Origin of the sequence: Paraburkholderia solitsugae (assembly GCF_013177695.1) — a bacterium.
In the GTDB taxonomy this organism is placed as follows: Bacteria; Pseudomonadota; Gammaproteobacteria; order Burkholderiales; family Burkholderiaceae; genus Paraburkholderia; species Paraburkholderia solitsugae.
In genome coordinates this window covers 21,151-35,728 of the sequence record NZ_WOEY01000109.1, presented here as the reverse complement: position 1 = coordinate 35,728, position 14,578 = coordinate 21,151, and the positions used below count along the sequence as shown (strand labels likewise).

The window sequence follows — 14,578 nt, the reverse complement described above, 5'->3', positions numbered from 1 at the left end:
TCCTAACAGGTTACACATGGCTCAGACGAACGAGAATGACGGCGACAATCGGCTCGGCAACTATCTGAAGAGCCGGCGGACGAAACTCGACCCCGCGTCCTTCGGCATTTCCGGCGGGCGGCGGCGGACGGCGGGGCTGCGCCGGGAAGAAGTGGCGCAGCGCGCCAATATCAGCGTGGCCTGGTACACGTGGCTGGAGCAGGGGCGCGGCGGCAATCCGTCAGCGGACGTGCTGGACCGCATCGCGACGGCGCTGATGCTGACCGAGGTCGAGCGCGAACATGTGTTTCTGCTCGGCCTCGGCCATCAGCCCGAAGTCCGCTACCGAGGCAGTGATGCGATCACACCGCGGCTGCAGCGTCTGCTCGATGCACTGCCCTATAGCCCGGCCATCGTCAGGACTGCGACATGGGACGTGCTTGCCTGGAACCGCGCGGCCGCGACCGTGCTCACCGACTACAGCACCCTGCCTCCCGAAAAACGCAATATCCTGCGCATGATCTTCTGCGATCCCCGCGTCCGTGCCGCGCAGTTCGATTGGACCAGCGTGGCGCGCTTCGTGGTGGGCGCCTTCCGGGTCGATGCCGCACGCGCAGGCGCCGACGCCGAGGTGGCGCCGCTCGTCGATGAACTGTGCCGGTCAAGTCCCGAGTTCGCCGCCATGTGGCGGGACAATGAGGTGCAGACCCACGGCGAGGGCCTCAAGCGCGTGCGCCACCCCGTGCTGGGGCCCATCTCGCTGGAATACTCGTCGTTCGCTGTCGACGGGCGGCCGGATCTTCAGATGATCGTCTACAACCCGGCGACACCGGTCGATCAGGAGCGGATCAGGTCGCTGATCGAGAGAGCGCCGGCAATCGCGGTGGAGTGAGCCCGGACATCCTTCGTCACCCGTCACCTCGGCGGTGCGTTCGCACGATGAGTCAGGACGGAATGCCGGCGACAGCCGGTTTGCCCGTAGTCGGCAGCTCGAAGCAGAACGTCGTGCCGGTCCCGTCGCGTTCGACGATTCGTATCTGGCTGTGATGCAATTGCAGCATCCGTTGCACGATCAGCAAGCCGAGTCCGCCGCCGCGATGTGCGCCGCCTGAGCTGAACGGGCGTTCGAACAGGCCTTCGCGCTGCTCCACTGGAATGCCGGGACCGGTGTCGCTGACCGTGATCGACACCTTGCCGTCCTTGTGCGCGAGATCGACGTCGATCTCGCCGTTGGCGGGGGTGTGGCGAATCGCGTTGTCGAGCAGGTTCGTCAGCACGCGCTCGATCATGCCGAGATCGGCACAGACGTTCGGCAAGCGAGGCGGAATGCCGGCTCGCAGCCGGATGTGCCGCGCCTCGGCCGGTAACTCGAATTTCTGGAAGACGTCCTGGACCAGATCGATCAGCGAGAATTGTTCGAGCGCGGGTTGCACGTTGCCGTGTTCGAGCCGGGCCAGTTCGAATAGCGCCTGCGCGAGCCGCCCGACCTTGACGCTTTGCGCCAGCGCAATCGCCAGATAGCGTTTGCGCTCCGTTTCGCCGAGTGTATCGGCCTTGAGCGACAGCGTCTCCAGGTAGCCGTGCAACGAGGTGAGCGGGGTGCGCAGGTCGTGCGAAATATTGGCGATCAGCTCGCGCCGTTGCTGGTCCTGACGCGTCAGCGCACGCCACTGGTCGCCGATGCGGTTCGCCATCTGCGCGAACGTTGTCTCTAGCACGGCGATTTCGTCGCGCTGTCCGGCCGGTGCCGAGCGCGGCACGGCCGGCTGGGTGTCGGGCTCGCCGTCGGCATCGAAACGGCGCATGGCGTCGGTCAGGCGGCGCAGCGGCCGCGTGATCAGGCCGAAGGCCGTCAAGCCCGCGAGCAAACCGAGCAGCGCGACCAGCGCCATCGACCACAGCGTGGTGCGCAGAACAGAACTGGCGGCCACGCGGGCGGCGAGCGCGTCGTGCGCTTCGCCAAGCAGGACGACATAGATATAGCCCGAGGGTTGCTGGCCGCTCAGTTGCAGCGGTGCGGCGCTAAACACCTTTTTTCCGTCGAGGCTGCGCGGGTCGTCGCCGAGGATCGGCAACGCATCGCCGGCGATGAATTGCCGGATGGGCGCGACATCCACCTGCTCGCGCTTGACGTGGCCCGCGGGGGCATCGTCGCCCTTGATGCGCCCCTGGTTGTCGAGCAGGTACACCTCGACGCTCGGATTCACCATCATCAACTGACCGAATAGCTGGCGCACCGCATCGGGACGCAGGCCGTTCGCATCCATCAGGGTCGTGCGGTGCGCGATATGGTCGGCGAGGCTGCGCGACAGGCTTTGCACGACTTCCTTTTCGTGCAGGTCGCTCGAACGGATCTGCAGCCACGCGGACGCGCCGCAGCACGCCAGCAACAGCGCGGAGAACACGAGCGAAAGTCGCTGGGTCAGTGTCAGATTCACGGCGCGTCCTGATGTGGGCTGCCGGGCGCCGGTGGGTCGCCCGGCACCGCCAGCTTGTAGCCGCGCCCCCAGACCGTCAGGATGCGCTCGGGTTGGGCGGGATCAGTCTCGATCTTCGCGCGCAGCCGGTTGATGTGGGTGTTGACGGTGTGTTCGTAGCCTTCGTGTTGATAGCCCCACACGGCGTTGAGCAGGTCCATCCGCGAAAACACTTTGCCTGGATGCTGCGCGAAGAAATAGAGCAGGTCGAATTCACGCGGCGTCAGTTCGATGGGCTTGCCGTCGACGGTGGCCTCACGCGTCAGCGGATCGATCGTCAGGCCGGCAATCTGCAGACTGCCCGCATCGATTCGCGAGTCTTTCGCCATGGCTTCGACGCGCCGCAGCAACGCCTTGACGCGCGCCACCAGCTCGAGGACCGAGAACGGCTTGGCCAGGTAGTCGTCGGCGCCGAGTTCGAGACCGAGAATCCGGTGGACTTCGCTCGAACGTGCGCTGGTGATGATGATGGGTGTGTAGCGTGTCATTGCACGGGCGCGCCGGCAGATTTCCAGACCATCGACACCGGGCAGCATCAGGTCGAGGATCAGCGCGTCCCAGCCCCCTTGCTCCAGCAGGCGCAGCCCTTCGTCGCCGTCGGCGCTGTGCACGACTTCGTAGCGTTCGTCGCGCAGATGAAGACTCAGCACGTTGGCGATGTCGACGTCGTCTTCGACGATCAGGATGCGCTTCGGGTGGTCCATGGCGGGCTTTAGACGTGGGTGAGGGCGTGGTTCACAGCGTTGGAAAGAACGGGCTCCGGTAACAGCGCGCCGTTGCGCCATTGTGCAAAATTTTTGGGCTGCGAGTTATCACATTTAATTTAACTTTTCGTGAGGACTTCGACATCCCCTGCGCTCTAGGATAGGGCCACTTTCATCAACAACTGGCACCCACGCCCGGAACCGACATGCTACTCATCGTTCTCGCCTATCTCGGTGGCGCCCTCACGATTCTCAGTCCGTGCATTCTGCCGGTGCTGCCGTTCGTTTTCGCGCGCGCCGATCAGCCGTTCGTGCGCAGCGGCTTGCCGTTGCTCGCGGGCATGGCGCTGACGTTCGCCATCGTCGCGACCCTGGCCGCCGTGGGCGGCGGCTGGGTCACCCAGGCTAACCAGTATGGCCGCTGGCTCGCGATCGCCTTGCTCGCCGTCTTCGGACTGACGCTGCTCTTGCCGCGTTTCGCCGATCATTTGATGCGCCCGCTGGTGAGCGCCGGCAATCGCCTGTCGAACTTCGCGCAGAGAGACGGTCAGCAGGGTCGTGCCGGTTCGTCCGCTGGTTCGTCATTTTTGCTGGGCATCGCGACCGGCCTGCTGTGGGCGCCGTGCGCCGGTCCCATTCTCGGCCTGGTGCTGACCGGTGCGGCACTGCGGGGCGCCAGCGTCGGCACCACGCTGTTGCTGGTCGCCTATGCGGCCGGTGCCGCGACTTCGCTTGCGGTAGCGCTGCTGATCGGCGGGCGCGTGTTCACGGCGATGAAGCGCTCGCTGGGTGCCGGCGAATGGATCCGCCGCGGGATCGGTGCGGCGATGCTATGCGGCGTGGTGGCGATTGCGCTCGGACTCGACACGGGCGTGCTGGCGCGTGTATCGACCATCGCCACCGGTGGTCTCGAACAGAAACTGGTGGACAAGCTTTCGCCAGGTGCGACGCCGGCCAATCCGGTGGCAGCGGGTAGCGCGACCAATGCGGTGACCAACGAGGCGGCCAATGCACCGACCCATGCAGCGGGCAGCGATGCCGTGATGACGGCCAACCCCGCCGCCGATACAACCGCCACCGTCGACTCAGGCGCGATGATGCGCGCCGCGCAAGGCGCACCGGGCGGCGCAGCCCCGTTGCCCGTCGAAGGCGTGTTGCCGACGCTGAACGGCGCCGTCCAATGGCTGAATTCACCGCCGCTGACGGTTCAGGACCTGCGTGGCAAGGTCGTTCTGGTCGACTTCTGGACGTACTCGTGTATCAATTGCCTGCGTTCGCTGCCCTACGTCAAAGCGTGGGCGCAGAAATATAAGGATCAGGGTTTGGTCGTGATTGGGGTGCACGCGCCGGAATTCGCGTTCGAGCGCAATATCGACAACGTCAAGAAGGCCGTCCACGACCTCGGCGTCGACTATCCCGTCGCCATCGACAACAACTACGCGATCTGGCGCGCGCTGAACAATCAGTACTGGCCGGCGCACTATTTCGTCGATGCGAAAGGGCAGATTCGCTATCACCATTTTGGCGAAGGCGACTATGCGGAGTCCGAAAAGGTGATTCAGCAACTGTTGGCTGAAGCGGGTCATGCAAGCGCGTCGAAGGTCGCGCTCGGCATTGCGGGTACGAGCGCGCAAGGTGTGCAGGCAGCGGCCGACAACGCCGATATGCAGTCGCCGGAAACCTATATCGGCTACCAGCGCGCGGAGAATTTTGCGTCGCCCGGCGGTGAGGCAGAGGACAAGGTGCACACCTATTCGGCACCATCACAGCCCGCCGTCAACGATTGGGGGCTGGCGGGCACATGGAAGGTGGGCGCCGAACATGCGACGCTCGCGGCCGCGTCGGGTCGCATCGTCTACCGGTTTCATGCACGCGATCTGCACCTCGTGCTGGGTCCGGGCAAGGACGGCAAGCCGGTTCGCTTTCGCGTGAGCGTGGATGGTGCCGCACCGGGCGCCGCGCACGGTACCGACGTCGCCGCCGACGGCAGCGGCACCGTGACCGAACAGCGTCTTTATCAACTCGTGCGGCAGACCGGCGAGGTCGCCGATCACACGTTCTCGATCGAGTTTCTCGATCCCGGCGTGCAGGCGTATGCGTTTACGTTTGGTTAATCCGCTTCAGTCCGATCCCATGGCGGCACACCGCCGAACGTATCGACCAGGAAATCGACCACCGCGCGAATCTTGGCACTCAGGTGCCGACGACTCGGGTACAACGCCAGTACGTCGATGTCAGGCAGGCGATAGTCAGGCAATAGCTGAATGAGCTTGCCGGCGCGCAGGTCGTTGCCGACCAGAAACGTGGGCTGCCAGATCACGCCTTGCCCAGCAAGCGCTGCCGCGCGCGCCGTATCGCCATTGTTGGTATGCATGTGATAGTTGACCTTCACGGTGTGAGCCTTGCGCTCGCTGTCGATCAGTTGCCACTCGTTGCCGGTGGCCGCATACGAGTAGCCGATGCAGCGATGCTCAACCAGGTCCGCTGGCGCTGCCGGGTATCCGTAACGCGTCAGATAGGCTGGCGACGCACACAGGATGTTTCGCGATGTCGCCAGCTTGCGGGCTGCATGGCTAGTTGAACCGGCGCGTGAGATGCGAATGGCGAGGTCGTAACCTTCCTCGACGATATCGACGACCCGGTCAATCAGCGAAACGTCGAGTTCCACTCCGGGGTACTTTCGCATGAACTCGGGCCACAGCGGCGCCAGATACAGAATGCCAAAACTCACAGGCGCATTGATGCGCAGCCGGCCGCGCGGTTCGACTGACGCAGACGACACCAGCCCCTCCGTCTCGGCGACGTCGTCGAGGATGGATTTGCAGCGGGCGTAAAGGGTCTCGCCGCCCTCGGTGAGCGAAAGCTTGCGTGAGGTGCGATTCAGCAGGCGCGTGCCGAGATGCGTTTCCAGCTCGTTCACGTAGCGGGTCACGTTGGCGGGTGACGTCTCCAGCGCATCGGCGGCGCGCGTAAAGCTGCCACGGCTCACCACGGTCACGAAGACTTCAAAAGCGCGCAGTCGATCCATGTCCTTCCCCGATCATTCGCAAATACTGAATGATATACCCATGTTTTGTGCCTTCCTGCATGTGAAGCTGAAGCCTATATTGCATCACATGGACCAAGGCATTGGGCGCTGGCCAACAAACCGCAGTAGGAGATTGAACATGGAACGCTTGACAGGAAAAGTCGCCATCGTGACCGGTGCCAGTGCAGGAATTGGCCGTGCCACCGCAAAACTGTTTGCCGCGGAAGGCGCAAAAGTGGTGATCGCGGCGCGCCGCGAAGCTGAACTTGAAACCCTCGCTGCCGAGATCGTCAGCGAAGGCGGTGAGGTCGCGTTTCTGGCGGGCGACGTGCAGTCAGACGACTTCGCGAAAGCGCTGGTCGCGCTCGCCGTCAGCCGCTTCGGCCGCCTTGACATCGCCTATAACAACGCCGGCACGCTGGGCGAAATGGGCCCGACCACGGGCGTATCGGAGGCAGGCTGGTCGGCCGCATTGGCGACCAATCTCACGAGCGCCTTTTTGGGTGCGAAGCACCAGATCCCGGAAATGCTGAAGCAAGGAGGTGGATCGATCATCTTCACCTCGACGTTCGTTGGCTACTCGTTCGCTTTCCCGGGCACCGCGGCCTACGCGGCGAGCAAGGCCGGGCTGATTGGACTGACGCAGGCGCTGGCTGCCGAGTATGGACCGCAAGGGGTGCGCGTCAACGCTGTTTTGCCCGGCGCCGTGGATACGCCGATGTATCGCGGCATGAACGACACCGCCGAGTCGCAGGCTTTCGTGACCGGATTGCATGCGCTCAAGCGGGTCGCACGGCCGGAAGAACTCGCCCGCTCGGTGCTTTATCTTGCGTCCGATGATTCGTCCTTCGTGACCGGTACCGCTTCGCTAGTCGATGGCGGCGCGTCGATTACGCGTACCTGAAGTCCTCAGCCGGCGTTGCGCGCCTGATCGCGCGTCGCAACGCTTTTGGCTGATGATTTCGCGGCGCCCGCGTGCGACACCATCTCGTTTTCGGCAATGATCTTTGCGATCTCGGCATCGGCCTGCGCCCCATACTGGGCAAATACATCGGTGTGATAGGTCGTGTTGATTGCCGCGGCGAGCTGCGTGCCGGAATTGTCGCGGGTATCGGTGTCGACCTGCATCGACAGGCCGATACGCAACGGATGCGCTTCGAGTTCACGCTGGTCGATCTGGATCCGTACCGGCAGACGCTGGACGATCTTGATCCAGTTGCCCGTGGCGTTCTGCGCCGGCAGCACGGCGAAGGCACTGCCCGTACCTGCCGAGAAGCCGACCACGCGGCCGTGGTATTTGACGCTCGACCCGTACACATCGGAAGTCAGCGTGACAGGCTGGCTGATGCGCATACGCCTGAGCTGCCCTTCCTTGAAGTTCGCGTCGACCCAGACGCCGTCGAGCGGCACGATCGCCATCAGCGGGGTACCGGGCGCGACGCGCTGGCCCACCTGCACTGAACGGCGTGCGACATAGCCGGTGACAGGCGCCGGCAGCGTAATGCGTGCGTAGTTCAGATAGGCGTCGCGCACCTTCGAGGCTGCAGCCTGCACATCCGGATGCTGTTCGATGGTCGTGCGGTCGGTCAGCGCGTGGTTGGCTTCGCCCTGCTGCCGGGCGGCGTCGAGCGCGGCCTGGGCCGCGTTCACCGCATCGTGCGCGTGGGCAATGTCTTCGGCGGACACCGCACCGGTGCCTGCGACCGCCTCACGCCGGTGCAGATCGTCGTTGGCGCGAGCGAGATCTGACTCGCGCTGGGCCACTGTTGCTGCATAGAAATTGTTGTTGACGTAAAGACCGCTGACTTGCCGAACGGTCTGGCCGAGCGTCGCTTCGGCGTTCAGCAGTGCGACTTTCGCGTCGGCGCCGTCGAGTGTGACGACCGGGTCGCCTTGCTTGACGATCTGCGTGTCATCCGCGTTGACCGCCACTACAGTACCCGTGACCTGCGGCGTCAATTGCACCAGATTGCCGCTGACGTAAGCATCGTCAGTCGACTGGTGATAGCGGGCGTACGTCATGTAGTACGCGCCGTATGCCGCGCCCGCTGCCACCACGGCCATGGCGAGCAGCGTGAGCAGCAGCTTGCGCTTGCCGGGCGGGGTCGCTTTCGGCGCGTTGTCCGCGGGGGCAGCCGGTGAGCTGCTGGTGTTATCGACGACTGCTTCGATATCCGCCGTCTTGTGGTCGGACGTGATGGTATCGCTCATTTCAGTTCTCCTGACAGGTGTGCGAACGTGCCGTATCAACGTGCGGCGATGACGGGGCTGGATTGCGCGGCAGCGTCCGCGCGACGGGTCTGATCGACCGAGGTGTCGACGTAGCCGCCACCGAGTGCGGAGGCGAGCGCGATCTGCTGGTCGCGGCGGTCCATCTTCAGATCGGCAACGGCCTGATCGGCATGCAGCGCATTCATGTCGGCATTGAGCACGGTCAGCTGGTTGGTCAGGCCGGCCTTGTATTGCGTGATCGCCAGTTCGTCGGCGCTCTGCGCGGCTTCCTGTGCGGCTTGCGCATCGACGAGTTGCACATCGCTCGAACGGATCTGCGCAAGCTGCGTGGCAACGTCGGTCAGCGCGGTAATCAGCGTCTGGTTGTAGCCGGCCACGGCATAGTCGAATTCGGCATAACGGCCTTTCAGTTGCGCGCGCAATTCACCGCCATCGAAGATCGGCAGATGGATCGCGGCGCCCGCCGAGCCCGTGCGGCTCGCGGCGGTGAGGAGCCGGCCGAAGCCGAACGCGTCGAGGCCCATGGCGGCGCTCAGGTTGATGTCCGGGTAGAACTCGGCCTTGGCTTCCTTCACCTCGTGCGTGAGCGCATCGACGCGCCAGCGGGCGGCGACGATGTCCGGACGGCGGCTCACCAGATCCGCCGGCAGGTTGTCCGGCAGACGTACTTCATCGCCCACGCCGAGCGTCGGGCGCTCGATCGACAGACCGCGATCCGGACCTTCGCCGAGCAACGCAGCCAACTGATAACGGGTGGTCAGGATGCTGCCGTCGAGCGCCGAGAGATTGGCGCGGCTCGTGGCGAGGTTCGCCTGTGCGGTTTTACGTTCCACTTCGGTATCGAGTCCGGTCGCGATACGGCCAGCCGTGATGCGGTCGATCTGTTCGCGGCGTGCGACCTCCTGCTGCGCGATGTCGCGCAGCGCATACAGCCGGGCAAACTGGTTGTAGGTGCGGGCAATCGATGTATTCAGTGTGAGCTTGACGACTTCGGCATCAGCCTGGCTTGCCTGCAGCTGTGATACGGCCGCCTTGAGTGCCTCCCGGTTCTTGCCCCACAGATCGAGGTCATAGGAAGCGGTCAACAGGCCCTTGTTCTCCGTCTGCCAGGAGCCGGCGTAGGGCGGCGGCACGAGTGCGGTGCTGCTGTACTGCTGGCGGGTGAGCGAGTAGTCCGCGTCGACGTGCGGCAGCGTGCTGGCCTTCGCGGTTTCGCTGAACGCCTGTGCCTGGGCGACCCGGGCGCGGGCCTGCTCGAGCGTCGGGCTACCCTTGAGGGCTTCTTCGAGCAACGCTTTCAGTTGTGCGTCGCCGAACTGGTCGGCCCAGTCCGAAGCCGGCCAGTGACCGTCCTCGGCCGGCACGCTCTGCGTGGTGTCGTACTGTTGCGGCTTGGCCATCTGCTTGTCGCTGTGAATGCCGGCATAGTTGGCACAGGCGGAAAGCACGGCGGCGAAGATCACGGACACGCCCAGTTTCATCACGCGGGAGGCGCTGCCGGTTTGATAAGTCTGCTCATTCATTTTCTGACCTGTCAGATAATTGAACAAAAAAAATGTGGATCGGCTCCGCACGGCTCATTCGCCGATGAACTTGCGAAGAAGGCGACGCAACTCTTCAAACTCGGCCTTGGTGAACTTCTTCAGGTGTTCGTTCAGCACGTGCGGCGCGACTTCCGGAATCTGGGCCGCGACTTCCTCGCCCTTGTCCGTCAGCGTCAGATTAACCACGCGGCGATCGTCGACGCTGCGCGAACGTTCCAGCAAACCCTTCGTTTCCAGCTTGTCCAGCATGCGCGTCATGAGCCCCGTGTCGATGCCAAGCAACTTCGACAGTTCGAACGGCGTAGTGGCGATGCCGCGCGTGAGCGAAAGCAGGATGCCCATTTGCTGGCTGCTGATGTCAAGGTCCTTGAGCGCGGCGTCCATATCTGCCGTGATCATGTTGCGCGCCTTGGTCAGCATGAAGCCGACGCTTTGCGTAAGCATGAAATTCTCCTTCGTGTAGTGACCCATCGCGCTCTCCTGTTCGTTGATAAGCACAATAGCTGCATAGTCAGATACTGTCAAGATTTTTTCGCTCCCATTTTTTGCGACGGGTGTCTTACCGCGCATTGATCAGTGTCCACCGGCGCCCGCTGCGCCCGCGCTCGCGCCCTTGCCGGGCTTCGTCACCCAGATCAGCGGAATGATCACGAGAAAGATGACCCCCGACAGCCAGAAGATATCGTTCAGGCCGAGCATCGACGCCTGGCTGTTTAACGATGATTCGAAGAACGCCATGGCTTTGGCCGTGCTGACGTCGAGCGTCGTCTGCAGGTTGGCGATGGCGTCGACAAAGGTCGGGTTGTTCACGCTCGCCTGTTCAGTCAGTCGCGCATGATGCAGGATCGTCCGGTTGTTCCAGCCGGTGCTCAACAGCGATGTCCCGACCGCGCCGGCGAAGATCCGCACGAAGTTCGACAGACCCGCAGCGGCCGGAATCTTGTCGGGTGACAGTCCCGCCAGGATGATCGCGGTGAGCGGCGTGAAGAAGAGGGCGGTGGGAATGCCTTGCAGCAGCGTGGGCAGCACCAGGGTATAGGGGGCGACGCCCGTTGTGTAAAGCGAGCGCATGAAGAACACGCCTGCAAAGCCGAGGAAGGCCAGCGTCGCCAGCACGCGCATATCCGACTTCGGCATGATCTTGCCCATCACCGGCGCGAGAATCACCGCGAAGATACCGAGTGGCGCGGTCACGAGCCCCGCATCGACCGAGCGGTAGCCGAGAAAGCCCTGAATCCACTGCGGCAGGATCACCAGATTCGCAAAGAACACCGCATACGCCACCGAAATTGCCACCGTGCCGCCCAGGAAATTGCGACCAGCAAAGAGCCGCAGGTTGATGATCGGTTTTTCTTCAGTCAATTCCCAGATCAGGAAGAACACGAAACTGATCAGGGCGAACACGCCCAGCGCCCAGATTACCGGGGAGTTGAACCAGTCGAGATCCTTGCCCTTGTCGAGCATGATCTGCAGCGACGCGACCCACGCGATCAGTGAGAACAGTCCCACCTTGTCGATCGGTAATTTCCGTGCAGGTGTTTCGCGGTCACGGTAGATCGTCCAGATCGTGCCGGCGGCAAACAGCCCCACCGGAATGTTGATGTAGAAGATCCACGACCAGCTGTAGCTGTCGGTAATCCAGCCGCCTAACGCTGGCCCCGCAATCGGCCCGACGGTGGCCGTCATCGCCCACAGCGACAGCGCACTCGAACTCTTGTCCTTCGGAAACGAGCCGAGCAGCATCGCCTGCGACAGTGGCACGAGCGGGCCGGCCACCGCACCTTGCACGATGCGCGCGGCAAGCAGCACCGGCAGGGTGGGGGCCAGGCCGCACAGCCAGGATGAAAAGACGAACAGCAGGATTGCCCAGACGAACAGCTTGACCTGCCCGACACGCTGCGTGAGCCATCCGGTCAGCGGAATCGATATCGCGTTGGCCGCGGCGAACAGCGTGATGACCCAGGTGCCCTCGTCAACGGAGACGCCCAGGTTGCCCGATATCGTCGGAATCGCCACGTTGGCGATCGACGAATCCAGCACGTTCATGAAAGTGGCGAGTGCCACGGCGAACGTGCCAAGTGCGAACTTGGCACCGGTCAGGGGCGCTGGGGCGCCGGGGTGTGTCGACGGGTTCATCTTGCGTCCTGTGAGTTGATCCTGAGGTCAGCTACCCATCTGCCGGTAACCGAATTTATCTGACTTGTCAGCTATTTAAATAAAAAAATACAACGCCATTCCTCCGGGAAGTCTGCCCGGAGGCCCGCGCCGGGAGCCGGCGTAGGCGGACAGCGTCCATGGAATAGTTCGTTGCGGGTTATTGCTGATACAACATTATCTGACGATGCAGATATATGCAAGAATTTTTTGTGGTGCGGTGTCGAGTGTGTGGTGCGTCCAGACTTGGGGCATGTGTCCGCACCACGCTGCTCAGGCCTTAACGAGCAACCCCTTACTCCTCAGAAACACGGCAGCCGAGGCGACCCGAATCTCCCCAGGTGGCTGCAAGTACGCGGCGGCGTTCACCCCGCAGAACGCCCACCCAGCGCGGTACCTCTCGTGTCAGCATGGGTTAGTTGGCAAGCGAGGGAGACGCATTTTCCCGCTCCTGCAGCAGTCGCCATTGGACCTTTCCGCTACCTGTCCGGGGCAGCGCAGGGACGAATTCGACGATCCGGGGTACCTTGTACGAGGCCATATGCTCGTGTGCCCATTCAATGATCTGCTTGGCTGATACATCGGCGCCGGCGCGTACGACCACGAATGCCTTCACGGCCTGACCACTGCGCGCGTCGCGAACTGCGACGACACAGGCTTCCTGAATCGCAGGATGTCCAAACAGCAAAGTCTCGACTTCCGCAGGCGATACCTTATAACCGGACGCATTAATCATTCGTTTTAGCCGGTCGACGAAAAAGAAGTATCCGTCCTCGTCGATGTAGCCGAGGTCGCCAGTGCGCAGATAACGTATCCCGTCGACCTCGACGAAGGCCTCGCGCGTGGCATCGGCGCGTCCCCAGTAACCCTTGAACACCTGCGGGCCACTAATCAGAATCTCGCCCGTTACCTGCGGGCCGAGTACTTCGAGCGTGCTGGGGTCGACCACGATTGATTCGGTATCCTGAATCGGTATGCCAAGACACTGCAGCTTGCAGCGCTGCGGCGGATTGATGTGAGTCGCCGAGATGGTCTCGGACAACCCATAGCCCTCCATATAGGGAACCCCGAAACGGGCTTCAATGCGCTCTGCCAATGCCTTCGGCATGGCGGCGCCACCGCCAGCCAGGCGCTCGATGGAACTCAAGTCGAAACGCTCGAGATCGGGCAAGCTCATGAAGTCAACCATCATGGTCGATATGGCAATCCAGAACCCGACGCGATAGCGCTCGATCAGTAGAGCGGCACACCGGCTGTCCCATCGCGTCATCACAACCATGGTCGAACCAAGAGAGATCGCCACATTCATGGATTGCTGCATGCCGGTGACATGAAACAGCGGCATCGCGCACAAGACGACCGAGTCAGGCGACAAATCACACCATTGCACAGAGGCCGCGACGACGTGTGCTGCACTGCGATTGGTGTGCATGCATCCTTTCGGGGCAGCGGTGGTGCCTGACGTGTAGGGAATCACTGCGAGGTCCTCGGGCGATGCGACGTACGGCGACGGCTGCTCAGCGGCGCCAAGTGCGGCGCGCCAGCGCACGGCTTTCGGCGCGTCAGCCGCGGAGAACTCGGGGTAGACATCGAGGTTGGGGGCGGCCTCAGTCACCACGGCCGGTAGCGGCAGGTCGGTACTGTCAGCAAGATAGTCGGCATAGCGCGCCACGATTGCATGGCTTAGCGCGTCGCCGAGAAGGGGCCGTGCATTCTCGTAGATCTCCTCACCCAGTAAAACGACCTTGGCACCGCAATCCTCAATAATGTGCCGAAGTTCGGCAGTCGTGTTCATCGGATTCACCGGCACAACCACGGCATTGGCTCGCAGCATTGCGTAGTAGCCGATGACGTATTGCGGGCTGTTCTGCATATACAGCGCGACGCGATCGCCACCCATGACACCGCATTGACGCTGCAGAAAGCCTGCCAGCGCCTCTACTTCTTGCCGCAATTGCGCGTAACTCAATGCGCCGCCGTAGTAGTGAAGCGCGATCTTTGAGGGATATCGGCGGGCAGAGGTTTCGAGGTTTTCGTACAGCGAAGGCTGTGGCGAAGACAGATGATGCGCAAGGCCGTCGGGCCAGTATGGCGAATAGTTCACGTCTTCCTCCTATATGGCCCGCTTCGGTTCTCTTCAACGGTCGATGCCGTTAAGTCGGCGCCTTGGCCGTGGCGTCTGTTTTGTATGACGAGTCAAACGGAGGGCGTTGTCACGCTTCACTTGTGCGGTCAATGCCGCATTAAGCTTAGTACGCCTGAGACTATCCATGCGCCACAGTGTCGGCGTTGGCGGCTGGCTTGCGAGCGCATGGCGGGGGAGAAGGTATCAGGCGGAAACGACGATCAGCAACGCAATTGCCATATGAATGACAGGCCGGGCATGCGTGCTGATCGGCTCGGCGCATAAAAGTAGGAAACCGAGTCCGTTATCTAAGCCTGTTACGGACTTCGGCGAAT

Annotated in this window: 11 protein-coding genes; 3 read left to right on the top strand and 8 right to left on the bottom strand. The window is 62.7% G+C overall.

The features are described from left to right. The first annotated feature begins 16 nt into the window (after positions 1-16). Entirely contained in the window at positions 17-871 is an 855-nt protein-coding gene (locus tag GNZ12_RS27560; RefSeq protein ID WP_172315341.1) for a helix-turn-helix transcriptional regulator, read from the top strand. A 52-nt stretch (positions 872-923) separates the two neighbouring features. Here GNZ12_RS27560 and GNZ12_RS27555 read toward each other — a convergent pair whose 3' ends face one another. Further along, positions 924-2,417: a sensor histidine kinase gene (locus GNZ12_RS27555; RefSeq protein ID WP_172315340.1), complete on the bottom strand. Its 1,494-nt coding sequence runs from the start codon at positions 2,415-2,417 to the stop codon at positions 924-926. Next, a complete protein-coding gene (locus GNZ12_RS27550) occupies positions 2,414-3,160 on the bottom strand; it encodes a response regulator transcription factor (protein ID WP_172315339.1) in 747 nt (248 codons plus the stop codon). The genes GNZ12_RS27555 and GNZ12_RS27550 overlap by 4 nt, the downstream gene beginning before the upstream one ends. A 206-nt stretch (positions 3,161-3,366) precedes the next feature. On the opposite strand from GNZ12_RS27550, the gene GNZ12_RS27545 reads away from it, so the two are divergent. Continuing rightward, entirely contained in the window at positions 3,367-5,274 is a 1,908-nt protein-coding gene (locus GNZ12_RS27545; RefSeq protein WP_172315338.1) for a cytochrome c biogenesis protein DipZ, read from the top strand. Here GNZ12_RS27545 and GNZ12_RS27540 read toward each other — a convergent pair. Beyond that, complete coding sequence (locus tag GNZ12_RS27540; RefSeq protein WP_172315337.1) at positions 5,271-6,188, bottom strand: LysR family transcriptional regulator; 918 nt, start codon at positions 6,186-6,188, stop codon at positions 5,271-5,273. The two genes, GNZ12_RS27545 and GNZ12_RS27540, sit on opposite strands and share 4 nt — an antisense overlap. A gap of 139 nt (positions 6,189-6,327) precedes the next feature. Here GNZ12_RS27540 and GNZ12_RS27535 point away from each other — a divergent pair, with 139 nt between their 5' ends. After that, positions 6,328-7,092: an SDR family oxidoreductase gene (locus GNZ12_RS27535; protein WP_172315336.1), complete on the top strand. Its 765-nt coding sequence runs from the start codon at positions 6,328-6,330 to the stop codon at positions 7,090-7,092. A 5-nt stretch (positions 7,093-7,097) separates the two neighbouring features. Here GNZ12_RS27535 and GNZ12_RS27530 read toward each other — a convergent pair whose 3' ends face one another. From GNZ12_RS27530 to GNZ12_RS27510, 5 genes are all read right to left on the bottom strand, one after another. Next, positions 7,098-8,399 carry an HlyD family secretion protein gene (locus GNZ12_RS27530; protein WP_172315335.1) on the bottom strand — a complete coding sequence of 434 codons (1,302 nt, stop codon included), beginning with the start codon at positions 8,397-8,399 and terminating at the stop codon, positions 7,098-7,100. 35 nt (positions 8,400-8,434) lie between these two features. Continuing rightward, positions 8,435-9,943 (bottom strand): efflux transporter outer membrane subunit, encoded by a 1,509-nt coding sequence (locus GNZ12_RS27525; protein WP_172315334.1) that lies wholly within the window; start codon positions 9,941-9,943, stop codon positions 8,435-8,437. 54 nt (positions 9,944-9,997) lie between these two features. Continuing rightward, a complete protein-coding gene (locus GNZ12_RS27520) occupies positions 9,998-10,435 on the bottom strand; it encodes a MarR family winged helix-turn-helix transcriptional regulator (RefSeq protein ID WP_172315333.1) in 438 nt (145 codons plus the stop codon). Between the two features lie 102 nt (positions 10,436-10,537). Further along, complete coding sequence (locus GNZ12_RS27515) at positions 10,538-12,100, bottom strand: DHA2 family efflux MFS transporter permease subunit (protein WP_172315332.1); 1,563 nt, start codon at positions 12,098-12,100, stop codon at positions 10,538-10,540. Between the two features lie 433 nt (positions 12,101-12,533). Continuing rightward, positions 12,534-14,222 (bottom strand): long-chain-fatty-acid--CoA ligase, encoded by a 1,689-nt coding sequence (locus GNZ12_RS27510; RefSeq protein WP_172315331.1) that lies wholly within the window; start codon positions 14,220-14,222, stop codon positions 12,534-12,536. Positions 14,223-14,578: the final 356 nt, after the last annotated feature.

Bases quoted from the DNA above. Each gene is read 5' to 3' on its own strand.
- GNZ12_RS27560 (WP_172315341.1), top strand. From the start codon at position 17: ATGGCTCAGACGAACGAGAATGACGGCGACAATCGGCTCGGCAACTAT.
- GNZ12_RS27550 (WP_172315339.1), bottom strand. From the start codon at position 3,160: ATGGACCACCCGAAGCGCATCCTGATCGTCGAAGACGACGTCGACATC.
- GNZ12_RS27545 (WP_172315338.1), top strand. From the start codon at position 3,367: ATGCTACTCATCGTTCTCGCCTATCTCGGTGGCGCCCTCACGATTCTC.
- GNZ12_RS27540 (WP_172315337.1), bottom strand. From the start codon at position 6,188: ATGGATCGACTGCGCGCTTTTGAAGTCTTCGTGACCGTGGTGAGCCGT.
- GNZ12_RS27535 (WP_172315336.1), top strand. From the start codon at position 6,328: ATGGAACGCTTGACAGGAAAAGTCGCCATCGTGACCGGTGCCAGTGCA.
- GNZ12_RS27530 (WP_172315335.1), bottom strand. From the start codon at position 8,399: ATGAGCGATACCATCACGTCCGACCACAAGACGGCGGATATCGAAGCA.
- GNZ12_RS27525 (WP_172315334.1), bottom strand. From the start codon at position 9,943: ATGAATGAGCAGACTTATCAAACCGGCAGCGCCTCCCGCGTGATGAAA.
- GNZ12_RS27520 (WP_172315333.1), bottom strand. From the start codon at position 10,435: ATGGGTCACTACACGAAGGAGAATTTCATGCTTACGCAAAGCGTCGGC.
- GNZ12_RS27515 (WP_172315332.1), bottom strand. From the start codon at position 12,100: ATGAACCCGTCGACACACCCCGGCGCCCCAGCGCCCCTGACCGGTGCC.